The following is a 13,548-nucleotide window of genomic DNA, read 5'->3' on the forward strand; positions in this document are numbered from 1 at the left end:
AGCTACTTTGATTTATTAAGCATCGCTTTTAAATCGGCAAATGGAGAATGCGTTGCAGCCTCAACTTTTCGCTCTGTAGTCGACCCGCCATACATAATATGTTCGTGGTATTTATTGTGCTCATTGTCGTGGCAATAAATACACAATAACTCCCAGTTACTGCCATCCTCTGGATTATTACTATGGTTATGATCTATATGATGCACCGTTAACTCTCGTAAATTAGAGTACTCAAACTCACGAGCACAACGCCCGCATACCCAAGGGTACAATCTTAAGGCTTTAATTCGGTAACCTTCCTCTTGCTTCACATAAGCCTGAGGTACTGCGTTATTCTTACTCATAGTATTCCTGGTAAATTTACTATTTTGGTGATCAATACTAAAAAAACTTAATTACTGACAAATCACCAAAAGAAGTATCTATATGCCGGCCTGTTTGCTCCCACGCGCGTAGTACGACCATAAGTTTTTTATTGTCGGAAGTCCAAGAAATTCCACCACCGTATGCTTCAACTTTTTCGGCGCCCGAATCTTTTAACCCCAGCCCAGGGTTTGTGTTTTGAATATGCCCTTTACCTACTTTGTATTCAGCAAATACGTGAACATTATGCGGTAACGAAAATGATAAAAGCGAGCCAATACTCGCCCCATACGAATTAGAAATTAACTTAGTGATCTGTGGCACAGGTGAACTTAAAAAATCAGCCTGAAACACAATATTATCTTTATTCTCAAGAGATACATGCTTGAAAGACCAAGCGCCAACAACACTTAACGACAAATCAAATTTGCTGCTTAGCTTTGGCCTATTAAGAAAAAAATGCTCAAACAAAGACTCTTTATTATTGAAGGTATAAAAGTTGTGTTGGCCAGATAGCTCAAACTTGGTTGAACGTGTATTTTGCGAGAAAATTTGATCCGTTTGATTGCCGCTTAAATTGCTAGCCGTGCTTTGCAGCCCTTCAAGCGTTTGATAGTTAAATGTGATTTTGTAATTTTTAAATTTTCTATACGAGAGCAGTATATCTAGTGTTTTTGTTTCAACGTCATCTTCAAAAATGTCGGCAGAGTAGCCAATTTCAATGTCGTTAATATCAAAAAACACACCCACACGCTGGTTATTTATGGGATCTAACGAAAACAGTATTTTTTGATTACTCTGCGCCAAGTCATCGTATATTAGCGCGTGGCTAGTGCTTGGGTTTGAAATAGTTGTGCGTACCGATTTTAAGTCGAAGTCGAAAGCCAATACAGCACCGGATTGAAATGCCGCTAAAACAGCAAAGCCCACAATAACCAAGTAATTGCGATTCATTAAAAACACTCAAAAATTAATTTGTATTAGAGTAGCGTGTTTTTCACCTTAACTTATCACAAAAGATTAACAATTGATGAAAACTTTAAATAATGCGCTTTATGCCATTTTTTGAGGGGCTTTCAAGGTCAAACTCATTCACATGCTTAATTAGCTCCGGGAAGAACGCTAAAAACACGGCTTCTAATTCATCGTAATTCTGTGCTATGTCATCAGCCGCGCCCGCAAAAGTGTTCGTAAAACGAATGCGTTTGGCTATATTATCAAGCGCAAGCCCTACTCCCTCAACGGTTTCGTACTCTTTAAACCAATCGTTTTTAGTCATACTTGTTACAACATGCTGCATTCGCGCTGGCATAACAGGTATACGGTTATTTAAAAGCTGATAGCTGGTGTACTTAAAATCACTTAAAGGTTGCTTGCTAAATCGTTGCCAATGCACAATTAAAAAGTGATCAAACACCACATCAATAGCCACACCAGCAAAGCGTTTACGCTCGGGTGAAAAGTATTGTTTAGCGTGTTTAACTGCGCGGTGAGAGTCGGTAAATTTATCAACTAAATAATGGTTATCGAGGCCATTTTTAACTGTGTTTGGTAAGTGCTTTACATGTCTTTTTCCACCAAAGTCACCCAACAGGTTCCCAAAGTGAGAATCGGCTGTGGGCTGCGCTAAATAAAGATGAGCTAAATAATTCAAAGTGTTCTCTGATTGGCTAATACAAATAAATAATAACGCAAATTTAAACCAAACTCACATTCGTGTTTAAAGCAGTACTTATGGTTTTGCTTACCAGTTTTTACTCAAACAGACTGCAAAGTATTGTATAAACAGCGCAACTATAAAACGTCTATATAAAAAGCCGCTATATCAGCTATGGCGGCTTTTTAATGCTTAAGCTTTGTTGTTAGTTTAGTTACTCGACTTTACCCAATTTCCATTATCATTTTTGCTATAACTATTTTTAACCGCCGACCAAGCTACTTTGTGCGCTGTTGTTTCGCGGTCATCATCGTTTTTTCTATCGCTAGGGTCCTTATAGGTATCCCACGCACTATTAAACGCCTCTTGATATATCTCTTGAGCATGTTTAGGTAAGTTACTTTTTACCGACTCAGGTAATTCATCACGATTTTTATATGGCATAACTTCCTCCTTAGATTTACTCAATTACGCCACAAGCAACACGTTTGCCACCGCCACCTAATGGCTTTGGCTTATCTGCATAGTTATCACTTCCTTCGTGAATCATTACTGCGTGTTGTTTAAGTTTTTCAAGCGTGAGCCTTGGCGCTAAAACAGGCGATTTAGCTAGGCCACTTTCATTTACATACAACGCCGGTAAATCGCCTAAATGGCCATCCCCCCAAGGAGCATCATGATGCTCGCTAGCTTTTGGATCGAAATGCCCACCAGCGGCGCCCCCCGGCACAACTTTCTCGCCTTTTTTCTTGGGTTCACAACTAGCAAATTGGTGAACATGAAAACCATGCAGCCCCGGTGTTAAACCTTTTAAACTTGGTGAAAAAACAACACCGTTATCATTTTCTGTTAGTGTAATAGTACCTAGTGATTGCCCTTGGCCGGACTTAGTTACTTGGTGCATTTGAACTTTTACATTAGCCAGTGCACTATTTTGTAGTAACACACCGGTAAGTAGTATCGCAAAAGCTGGTTTTAAAACGCGGGTTAAAGGTCTTTTAGCGTTTGAATCAAACTGCAAACAATTCATCATCATCTCCTCGTTTAGTATCAAATTAATAAAGCAATAACGCTAAATTAAGCGACTATTAAACAAGTAGTTTCAATGTATATACCAGCCCTACGCGTAAACATGAATTTATGTATTATTTATTTTTAATCTATTGATTAAAAAGTAAATTTATAATTTTTATTAATTTTAAATAAATAGCTAGTTAATTAAAAAAACTGACTTTCACCCAAAAGTTAAACAAAAACCAAGGCATATTTACAAACAGAATGGCAACTTTACAAAACTCATAAAAGAAGATTACCGACGATCCAACCCAAAAAGACAAGCCAAGTTAAAAAGTAGCTATTAAAAAGGCCGTTATTATATAGGCGGTAGTTTCGAGAGTTGGTGTTGTTAGAGAGGCCTTACGACATGTAATAAAAAGCGCCTATCTAAATAAGTCTTTTCTATAATCAAAGCATGTTTAAAACCAATTTACTTATATATGGAGTTTATTTAATGATAAAAAATTACGTTAATATTTATAATTGCTCCGCCGTTAAAAACGAAAAAAAAAGGTGAAACTAAGTTTCACCTTTTTAATTAATTTTGAAACTAATTAGTTAGCATTAAGCCGTAGAAACGTTACTTGCGCCTGCATTGTTAAGTATTTCTTCAATAGCGTTTTTGTTGTCACTATCGTACTTAACACCAATTAATATAGAGCCCTTTTCAATGGCATCTTCATAATATTTAATTTCGTGCTCAGGAATAAACGCACCAATTGCAGCACCTAAAGTACCACCTACTGCGGCGCCTGCGCCACCAGCAGCAAATGCTGCGACTAATGGTCCGGCAACTAATAAGCCCGTACCACCTGTTGCTACAGTACCTACTGCAGTAAAACCGCCAATAATTGCAGCAAGAATACCACCTGAAGCCGCGCCTACAAGGCCACCTTCAGCGGCTTTTGTACCTTCGTCTACAGCAAAATCTTCCTTTGCGTATGAGTCGTTGGCTACAATGCTTATGTCAGCTTCATTAATACCTAAAGCTTCTAATCTATAAATTGCGAGTGTTGCTTGTGATGCACTTTCAAATAACCCAGTAATAACGGTACTCATAATAACTCCTTTATTTTATTTAAGAAAATACACTTACTACCAAGCAAAACCCAAACCACAAATTTAACTAATAAAAATCAATATCTTAAATAAATAATTGTATCAATTTACTTATTTAAAAGGTAAAAGTTGCTAAGCTTTGTAAAAAACTCCTACCTAATATAAGAAAACTTACTAGTAAGCAGTACGCAGCTTTAACATAAAATAAATTATTACTTACTCCACGTAATTTCAGCTAATTGGTTAGTTGCTGTTTGATGAATGATCAGCCCATTATTCCCCATGCGCATATGCCTAATTAAGCCAGAGTAAACTCCTTCTTTACTCGGAATTTGCCAGCTCTGCATAGTTTCGGTATTAAGGTCGAACCTTACTAAGGTTTCAGGACGCTTGGCTGACTCGTTAAACCAAATGGCGTTATCGGCATATTCAATTGCATACGGATGACTGTTTTCACCACTGGGATTATCCCACTGCGTTATTTTACCGTTTTTGGGGTTATAGCGGCCAAGTTTACCCATACCAGAGTTAACATAAAAAACTATATCGTCAGGCGTAATGGCTAATCGCCTAGTATGCGTTTTAGCGCCTGGGAGTTTTATCTCACTAAGCTCCATGGTATTTTTATCAACTTTAACCAAACAGTTACTACCATTACACGACACCCACGGCGTGCCTTTTGAATCAAGCTTAATACCATATGGCCGTGAGCCTTTAGTGGGTAAAGTAGCCAATTGAATATCGCCAGTTGTAGGGTCTAGCTTGCCAATCATATTGCTATGCTGGAGGGTAAACCAAAATATTCCGGCTTCATCAAATACACCAGTATGCGGGTCGCGGGCATTTTTATTTGGCATTTTATACACTTTAAATTTTTCGGTTTTTAAGTCTAAATATCCAACCGTGCCATTTTTATTGCCTAAAAACCAAGGGGTTTGATTTTTATCAAGCGACACACTGTGCGCATATGTACCACTTGGCAGTGTATACTCTTTCATATCGCCGGTTTGAGGGTCTAACCGGCCTAAAATATTACCCCACTGGCCAACCCACCAAATAATGCCATTTTTACCTTGCACCGGATCGCGAGCGCGCTGCCCAAGCGTTGGCACTTGCCAGTTCTTAAAGCTAAGCTTTAAATCGCCGGTAACAACCTTAGATTCGCGCTTAGTGTTTACAGGATAATGCTCAGCTAAATAAGCGCTTATATCTTTATTAAGCGCAGTATCTGCGCCCGCATCAACCATATAGCTTATTAATGTTTGCCAGTCCTGCTGGCTATAACCCGCACTGCGCTCAAGATTAGTTAAACTATGGCAACTAGCACAAAGCTGCTCAACTAGCGGCCCCTTATCGTTGCTCAGCACTGGTAGCGGCACTGCCAAAGTGCCCGACACTGTCATTACCAAAACGTATTTATTAAATAAAAATCGATTTTTACTCATAACGCCCTCCCTTGTTTTTTAATATTAAAGCATAGGGTGGAAGTGTTTACTATCTGTACAGCAATGAGTGCGATAAGCCGCCTAGAAGGTAAGTTAAATTGCAGAGTTAATATCTAAAAAGAAGATTTTGAGCAGAGTTGCGCACGCTCTACAGTGGTTATTTAGCTTGTGTGTAAATGTGGTGAAAGTGTGATGTGAGTATGGTTTTAAACGACTAATTTGCATAAAACAAGAACGCCCTGATTTAAAAACGCCTCAGCCTATCGGTACGTAAATTGCTGTTATTAATATTCTTACTTAAAGAGTTATACATAAATAACGCTGCCGTTATTTATAAAAAGGAGAACATTATGAGTAATAAACAACTAATTACGACAATAGGTATAGGTCTCGCCGCTGCATCTGCAGGTATGTTAACAAGGAAAACCTTACAAAAATCGTGGGAAAAGGTTACCAACGAACCAGCTCCAAAAGATAGACCAAGCGAAGAAACAGATCTTAAAGAGGCCGTTACATGGGCAGTAGTCTCAGGTATTGGTGCGGGTGTTGCAAGAATGGCCGTACGCTACGTACTAGACAAGCGCCGCTCCAAATAAACCTACCCAATTAATACCTCTTATAAGTATTAAGCGTAGTGTGGTGAGGCGCTAAAGGCGCCTTGCGACAACCACTCCCCAGTTGTCGCAAGCAACTTGGCAAAAGCTTAGGTTAAGGTTACTTAACTATTGAGCTAAAAAATATATTAATACCCAAATCGGAGTTCAGTGATGAAACTTAAAAAGTCGGATGGCGCGGCTGCGCCACTTATCCGATCTACATAGGTTGAAAAACTGGAGGTGCCTTGCAACATGACCCTTTATTTTAAGCAGATACACTCTATTGGACATTAACTCCCTTTCAAAGTTGTTGCCTGCCTACAAGCTTGCGTATAATGCCCACATTCCGGCTGCATTTTTTAGCCGCTAACTTGGATTTTAATAATGAAAAAACTCTCTGCAGTGCAAATAAAACAGCAAGCGCTTGTACTCAATACTGCTGAAAAATTAGAAGAGCAAGGCCGCGCTGAGCTCCCAGGCATGCTGCAATGCTGGTTTGATGTGGAATATCACTTATTTCCAAGTTCACTACTGCTGTGTTTTCAGTTTGAAAACGAGCAAGCCTTAGCAGCCGCAGAGCCAGATTTATTAAAATGGCAAAAACGCTTAAGCGGCGCAATGCTTAAAAAAGGCGTGATTTTAAAGGATATGCGTAAACATTTAGTGTTTACCTTAAAAGGGCCAGATGATTAATAGAGGGTCTTAAAGGACTATAAAGCCTTACGCTCGTATTGCCTAAGCACATAAAACCATAATGAAAAGCGTTGCATTACTGCAACGGCTTTTTACTTTTATGAGCACTTAAAATAGAACCCATAAAAACCAATTTCGACTCGGGGATTTTTATTAGCAGATGATGGTAATTGGCCATAAAACAATAAGAATGCACTTCAATATTAAAACGAAGGCTTGCTTGCTCAATGCAGTATCAAAAACACTTCAGACCCTCATCACTAAAAAGGTATTTTCACGGCCTTCTCAACGTTTCATTACACGGTTAAACGTATTCTCATACTCTATTCGCAGCGGTCTAGACATAATAATTAACTCAATGAGCAATAAACTATAAATCTAGACCATTGATATGAAGTTAAAATTAGACCCTTTTGGTTTATTTACAGATAATTTAACGTAGCTGGCTAATCAACAAGCTCCCGTATACCTTTATTATAGTAGTCATCGTTTTGTTTTCGATATTCGTTAGGAATACCGCCGACAATATCTTTAAACACACGATTAAACGTAGCAAGAGAAGAAAAACCACTTTCAAGTGCAATGCTCAAAATACTCCACTCTTTGGCTTGTTCACTTGCTAATAATGTCTTCGCATAATTTACACGGTATTGGTTAATAAACAGATTAAAGTTAGCTACTTTATAGTGATAGCGAATTGCTCTACTAATTTTGTATTCCGGCACTTTGAGCGCTTGTGCAAAATCCGAAATTTTAAGGCTAGTTTGTAAAAATAACTGCTGCTCGCTCATCAGTTCAGCAATACCTCCTATTAATTCTGAGGGCACTTGCTCTTGGTGATGAACACTACCACAAGACTCTTTTACATCATCAGTATCAAAAGCAGTCTTGCTCTTACTATTGTGATTTAACTTTTGCTTATTAGTAGTAATTGCTTGAAGCAGCATAACTCCCTGCATTGCAAATACTATTAAAAGTGCAGATGAAGTTATGATAATGGGGTTATACAGCTCAATTTCAGCCGCGCTAAAAATAAACTTAGGAAAAATACTTGCATTAAACACAGCTAAAACCCAAGCGCTCCCAAAGATGACTGATTGCATTTTTTGTGACTATGTTTTTTTACTATAACCTCTAAACGCCTCCCAAAAAGAAAGCGCAAGGATACTTGATGAAAGCAATATGGTGATCTCATTCACCCCTTGCTTTAAGCGCCACATTATATCACTGGTAGGTAAAGGCTGAGGATCAAGGCTCACTAAGTAGTGCCATGTTTGATTAAACATGATCAAGCCGGCAATGGTTGCAGCAAAAGCCACATGCCTGCGGGAAATTGGCGAATGCTCACGAAATAACGTTCTTGCAATCAGCCATGAAACATTACATGTTGCGCAAGTGAACAACCCGATTAAATATTGATACGCGCCAATACTTTGCGCACTGAGCTTTTGTGCTGCCACCATACAAAGGGAACCACAAAAAATCACAAATAAATAATTAACCAGCTGCTTATCTTTTTTCAGCGCATTTAAAAACATTAACCCCATACAAACAAAAAGAAGAAGATAATAAGGGGAATAATTTTGCATAATAGCGTGCTCTTAAAATGACGTTTTAACCAACAACGTGGCCTGAATTACATGGTACAAATTAACATGTATGTTGGCAAAAAAACTTTGTTAGTGAATGTGTCTATACCACCCTAGCTAATTACAAAAAATTATCAATATATCGTTGCTCAAATTCCGAATTTGAGAAGAAATCACCATGAAAGTCTTTATATTTGGGCTATTGAAAAGATTTCCTGGAAAAGCACATGTTAATGCAAACAATAAAAAAAACGCCCAATGAGCTACTTGAGATGAGTAAAAAAATGTGGTTCACGTGCCTTTTAATGGCACAAACCTGCTTTGTTATTTACCTCTCCTTGGGATACGGGCTTACGGGGGTCACTACGGGAATATCTGGCTGGAGTCGTATAAATAGCTCCGCCTATGTTGCCAGCGATCCCACCGGTAATTCAATGTACGCTCTGCATGTGTTACTCGCCATCATAATGATAATTGGTGGTAGCTTACAGCTAATACCTACAATAAGAGCAAAGTATACTAAGTTTCACCGCTACAATGGTCGCGTGTTCGTAATGTTAGCCTGTACCATCTCTTTAGCAGGTATGTACCTTATGATAGCCAGAGGAACCGTTGGTAACACCTTAATGCATGCGTTGACTATGCTTAGTGGTTGCGTGGTTATTTTAGCGAGTATATTAGCCGTACAAGCGGCCAGAAAGCGTAATATCACTAAACATAAAATTTGGGCGATACGTTTATATCTTGCAGCAAACGGCGTTTTATTTTTTAGGCTGATGATTTTTGCCTGGTTTTTAATGTTCGGCTCACTAGGAATTGATACTGCAACGTTTACAGGTCCAACCGTGTTAACTATTAGCGTATGTTCTTATATTATGCCGCTGCTCATAGCTGAGTTAGTCAGGTATGCAGGTAAAACGTCTAATAGAGTAATAATAATCGCCACCGCTGCTTTAATGATGTTGATATCCATTGTATTTTTAGTCGGCTTATTTGGTGTAGTGTTTGCAAGTTGGTACCCAGCGATAGTTGGCTAACATACTCAATAATCATTAAAGAAGAGAGAACGATGTAAGTGGACAAATACAGTGTAAAAAACAGTTAAAAAACGTCATCACTTAAAAAGTGTATTTTTTATTCTATTCATAGCGGTCTAGACATAGTAAGTAACTCAATGAGCAATAAACTATAATTTAGACCCTTGATATATTAAGCAAAATTTCTCTCCCCTTGGTTTTTAACAAACAACAAAAGCAAATTTCAGTCGATTCAACGTTAATTGGTTGCCCTAAGTTAGCAATAGTAGGATAGTAAATTACATATAAAACAATAGCTTTATCTTAGGAGTATTATGATCAAAGTATTATTAGCGACCAGCTTAATTGCCTCTTCATTCGCTGCTTTAAGTAATCCTTTAACTGTTGAAGAACAGCGTATCAACAAAGCACAATCAGCAATGCCAAATGTTTTAAATGCATTTACCCCACAAGTATCAAGTTTTGAGCAACAATTTAAAGAATTAAACGACTTTAAAAGTGCAAAAGCATTAGTACAAAACTTTAGCTTTGAACTGTGGGAAAACGCCAAGCAACGCATAATAAAAACCAGTAACTACGACGACCGAGAGCTCTACTGGGCACGCCTGCTTTCAAGCAAAGTAATACGCACAACTTCGCCTAAGTTTTCAATTACGCAGGCTCAACTAAATACTTTACTAACCCTACTTGAAGAAGGCAGCAGAGGCCGTACCGACCTTGCTTTTTCATCAGGCAGCACTAAAAAAATATTACTAACAGGCTTTGACCCTTTTTTACTCGATAAAAACATAAACCAAAGTAACCCCTCAGGTGTTGCGGCGTTATTACTCGACGGCCAAGTTATTAATTACAACGGCATAAGCGCAGAAATTAACACCGTTATGGTGCCTGTACGCTACGAAGACTTTGATCAAGGTATAATAGAATCACTACTTGCCCCCTACTACGCACTTAATAATGTAGACATGGTAGTAACCGTAAGTATGGGCAGAACAGAATTTGATTTAGAGCGTTTCCCAGGTAAACGCCGCAGTGTAACCGCTCCCGATAATGCCAATATTGTGTATGGTGGAACGCAAACGAGCCCAGTAATACCAAAACTAAATGGTCGACCACTCCCAGGCAACGAGTTTGTAAAATTTAGCTTGCCTGTAAGTTACATGCAACAAGCTAAAGGCCCTTATAAGGTTATCGACAATCACGAAGTCACCACGCTTGAAAAAACCTATAAAGCGGGTTCGTACGGCGAGGTTAAAAATAGTATTGCGGTAAATGGCGGCGGCGGTGGTTACCTGTCTAACGAAATATCGTACCGAAGTATTCGCCTGCGCGATGCGCTTAATTCAAGTATACCTACAGGGCATATTCACACCCCACGTATACAACAGTTCGAACCTGAAACAGAAGCTAAAATAGTAAAACAAATAAAGGCAATGCTAGAGCAAAGCTTAGTAGCGCTATAGTTTATAACTACTAGTTTAAGCGCATAAAAAGGGCAATAATATTGCCCTTTTTTAAATGGGGTTACTAGGGCAGGTTTTGCATTTTTCCTTAATCACAAATGGCAAAAAGAAAGACCTGACCCTGCTGATTTTTGACCGTTAACAGTTATTCTTCGGTAGCCTTAAGCTTTTTATAAATAAAAAGATCATCTTCTATTTTAAAAATAACTAATATTAAAAGCTTTAAGTAAAGTAAATACGAATTTTCATGCAGATAAACTTCAGTTGGGTTAGCCTGTGTACCATGTAAATAGCTATTTCTTAAGTCGTGCCCGTTTGTAAACTCACTTTTGTTTAAGTAGTAATTGAAATAGTTTTGCTCAGGTATTGCGAAAAGTGAACTTCCAAAAAACACTATTCCATCCTTACTCATATTCATAACTTCGCCTTGAATATCGGCAGGATAATGGTGAAACGAGGCAACCTCATTTTCAAAGATATCTCTTAATATTAATATTCGGTTCCAATTTGTGACTTGAACGCAATTATTTTCATCGACAGATATATGATTCTTATCTATCAAATAATTTAAATGCTCATGCTGATGTTCTTCATAATTTCCAAACTTTATTTCTTCTTCACTCACCAACAAATCAACAAAATTTCTGTATTGCTTATCTTTGAAAGGGTCAACATAAGTCAACAAAGTCTGATCCGAAAATAACAGATGGGTTAGCGAATCAACTTCTTGATTACCTTTGTTAATGTATATGTACTTATTATTATTTAAGCTTGGAATATCTTTGATTGCTGTAGGGCCAGATGACATTTGCAGGAGTTCAAAATCAATATATTCATTTTCTACGAATAATTTATATTGCTTTAATATCGATTCAAACTCAGGTGCGATTGTTCTTATTTTCTCTAAAGCAGAAGCATTTTGAGTAGGGACTGTAAAATTGGCGTTACTCGGTAAGTCAAATAATTCCGGTAAAGTATCAATGAAAACTGTTTTTAGAATATCCTCTAATGAATATTTAAGCCCTTTTAGTATATTAGAATATGTATAAATTTGGGCCATAGATGCCATTTCTAATTGTGTGAACGCAACACCATAAACGTATTCAGTTTTTGACCGAATTCCTAAAGTTCTTTCAAAAATTCCAAGCTGATTTTCTTTGCTCGTTAGAGATACGATATTCTGTTCATCCACGTACTCAAAAAGTGTCTTGAAGTTTCTATACAGAATATATGGGTGATTATTTTCTTTAATGTAATCTAAGCTAAATTCGTAATGGATTATACCCTGCTCAATCCAAGCATGTTTAATTTTAGAAGCATTTTCTGGATAACTAATAGCTACCCCGTATTCAAATGATGAACTAGAACCATTATCGAAAAAGTCTTTAATAGACTGTTGATATTTTCTCTTAGCCGCCAGTTTAGTTTTATCTGAGATGCGGAAGTCACTATGTCTTTTAGCATTCTGTATTATAGGCAGATAGTTAGTATTACAATGCTCTGAGTCGATGTACGAATAAATAATATTTTCTTTGTCTTGAACAGTTAAACAACTAGGGAGGTACAATTGAGTTTTATTAAAGCTATCTTCAACTTCATATATAGACAAAAGGATCTCAGCACTTTGCTGGGCACTTTTAAAATATTCGCAAAGGGTAATCTTATATTTATTAACCAATTTTTTTTGACTCAACAAGTACCTAATTTGATGTGGGTTTTTCTTTATAACCTCTTCTATTTGAGATGGTGATATTCTTTTAAACTGTTGATAATTACTTATTAATACCCAGAAGCTTTCATAGTAACCGTGAAATATACTTTCAAAATGTGGTAGGAAGTTACTATCATCAATATTAGTTATAAACTTACCAATTACAGTTCTGAAACCATTAACTTTTTCTTTATAAGCAGCAATGTCTTTTTCAGACCAATTTTTAAGGTATATCGCTTTTTCAAAAAACAGCGATATATTGTACAGTTCAAGTATATCGTTTATATCTTTGATATCTTCCAATAATTCGCTATTCAATAGAGGCTCTGCTTTTGATAAATAGTGACCACTCGACATGTCGTGTATTGAGTGAAATACAACTCTATCTCTATCTCGCTTACTCATAACTAAAATATACCACTTAACTTCGTATCAAAATTCTTTCTGCTAAACTATAGAGTTTATACATGTATTACAAATACTTAATGGAATATTTCACTAGTAATGATGCCATATATTTTTGTAAAATAAGTTAGTGTCCTATGTGAGCTAAAAATAACCCACTTCTACCAACAGCAAAAGGGTAAGTTGCTTTATATACTTCGGAGAGCTTTATACGACTAACATGCGTGTAAAGTTGTGGTGTGAGAATGCTAGCATGGCCTAACACTTCTTGAATGTGGAGAGGATCTGCGACATTGTCTAATATCTTAAAATACAGAGGGTCAGCTATTATTTATTGCCAAGACCAAACACCAATCTCACGTTTAACACCCTCCCCCCGTCATTACGCCCTGAAAATAAGCAATTGATAAGTAATGTCGCGCATGGATGCGCGATAAGGCGAAACTAGGCCATGGATGGCCTATCTTCGCCGCT

Annotated in this window: 14 protein-coding genes; 4 read left to right on the forward strand and 10 right to left on the reverse strand. The window is 37.5% G+C overall.

Annotated features, from left to right (window positions below):
* Positions 1-2: 2 nt before the first annotated feature.
* The 7 genes from H5126_RS06670 to H5126_RS06700 all read right to left on the reverse strand — a co-directional run bounded on the left by H5126_RS06670 (position 3) and on the right by H5126_RS06700 (position 5,580).
* Positions 3-344, reverse strand: coding sequence for a YajD family HNH nuclease (locus tag H5126_RS06670; protein ID WP_024604747.1), 342 nt, complete (start codon positions 342-344; stop codon positions 3-5).
* A gap of 37 nt (positions 345-381) precedes the next feature.
* On the reverse strand, positions 382-1,317 hold the full coding sequence (locus H5126_RS06675; RefSeq protein WP_182721473.1) for a hypothetical protein: 936 nt from the start codon (positions 1,315-1,317) through the stop codon (positions 382-384).
* 85 nt (positions 1,318-1,402) lie between these two features.
* On the reverse strand, positions 1,403-2,017 hold the full coding sequence (locus tag H5126_RS06680; protein ID WP_182721472.1) for an ACP phosphodiesterase: 615 nt from the start codon (positions 2,015-2,017) through the stop codon (positions 1,403-1,405).
* 213 nt (positions 2,018-2,230) lie between these two features.
* Entirely contained in the window at positions 2,231-2,464 is a 234-nt protein-coding gene (locus H5126_RS06685; protein ID WP_039485228.1) for a ChaB family protein, read from the reverse strand.
* Between the two features lie 16 nt (positions 2,465-2,480).
* Entirely contained in the window at positions 2,481-3,050 is a 570-nt protein-coding gene (sodC, locus tag H5126_RS06690) for a superoxide dismutase family protein (RefSeq protein WP_182721471.1), read from the reverse strand.
* 590 nt (positions 3,051-3,640) lie between these two features.
* On the reverse strand, positions 3,641-4,135 hold the full coding sequence (locus H5126_RS06695) for a general stress protein (protein ID WP_002958042.1): 495 nt from the start codon (positions 4,133-4,135) through the stop codon (positions 3,641-3,643).
* A 212-nt stretch (positions 4,136-4,347) separates the two neighbouring features.
* The gene (locus H5126_RS06700) at positions 4,348-5,580 is read right to left on the reverse strand and encodes a cytochrome C (protein ID WP_182719867.1); all 1,233 of its coding nucleotides are present in this window, start codon (positions 5,578-5,580) and stop codon (positions 4,348-4,350) included.
* 350 nt (positions 5,581-5,930) lie between these two features.
* On the opposite strand from H5126_RS06700, the gene H5126_RS06705 reads away from it, so the two are divergent.
* Positions 5,931-6,176 (forward strand): DUF4235 domain-containing protein, encoded by a 246-nt coding sequence (locus H5126_RS06705; RefSeq protein ID WP_002958040.1) that lies wholly within the window; start codon positions 5,931-5,933, stop codon positions 6,174-6,176.
* 384 nt (positions 6,177-6,560) lie between these two features.
* A complete protein-coding gene (locus H5126_RS06710; RefSeq protein WP_024596321.1) occupies positions 6,561-6,869 on the forward strand; it encodes a hypothetical protein in 309 nt (102 codons plus the stop codon).
* Between the two features lie 446 nt (positions 6,870-7,315).
* Here H5126_RS06710 and H5126_RS21460 read toward each other — a convergent pair whose 3' ends face one another.
* Positions 7,316-7,972 (reverse strand): AraC family transcriptional regulator, encoded by a 657-nt coding sequence (locus H5126_RS21460; RefSeq protein WP_259412768.1) that lies wholly within the window; start codon positions 7,970-7,972, stop codon positions 7,316-7,318.
* A gap of 9 nt (positions 7,973-7,981) precedes the next feature.
* Complete coding sequence (locus tag H5126_RS21465; protein ID WP_259412770.1) at positions 7,982-8,458, reverse strand: hypothetical protein; 477 nt, start codon at positions 8,456-8,458, stop codon at positions 7,982-7,984.
* 233 nt (positions 8,459-8,691) lie between these two features.
* Here H5126_RS21465 and H5126_RS06720 point away from each other — a divergent pair, with 233 nt between their 5' ends.
* Together H5126_RS06720 and H5126_RS06725 are read left to right on the forward strand one after the other, a co-directional pair.
* The gene (locus H5126_RS06720) at positions 8,692-9,495 is read left to right on the forward strand and encodes a DUF2306 domain-containing protein (protein WP_259398353.1); all 804 of its coding nucleotides are present in this window, start codon (positions 8,692-8,694) and stop codon (positions 9,493-9,495) included.
* 314 nt (positions 9,496-9,809) lie between these two features.
* Positions 9,810-10,958 (forward strand): hypothetical protein, encoded by a 1,149-nt coding sequence (locus H5126_RS06725; protein ID WP_182719869.1) that lies wholly within the window; start codon positions 9,810-9,812, stop codon positions 10,956-10,958.
* A gap of 145 nt (positions 10,959-11,103) precedes the next feature.
* Here H5126_RS06725 and H5126_RS06730 read toward each other — a convergent pair whose 3' ends face one another.
* Complete coding sequence (locus H5126_RS06730; RefSeq protein ID WP_182719870.1) at positions 11,104-13,074, reverse strand: hypothetical protein; 1,971 nt, start codon at positions 13,072-13,074, stop codon at positions 11,104-11,106.
* Positions 13,075-13,548: the final 474 nt, after the last annotated feature.

The organism is Pseudoalteromonas sp. SG45-3, assembly GCF_014164075.1.
GTDB lineage: Bacteria > Pseudomonadota > Gammaproteobacteria > Enterobacterales > Alteromonadaceae > Pseudoalteromonas > Pseudoalteromonas distincta.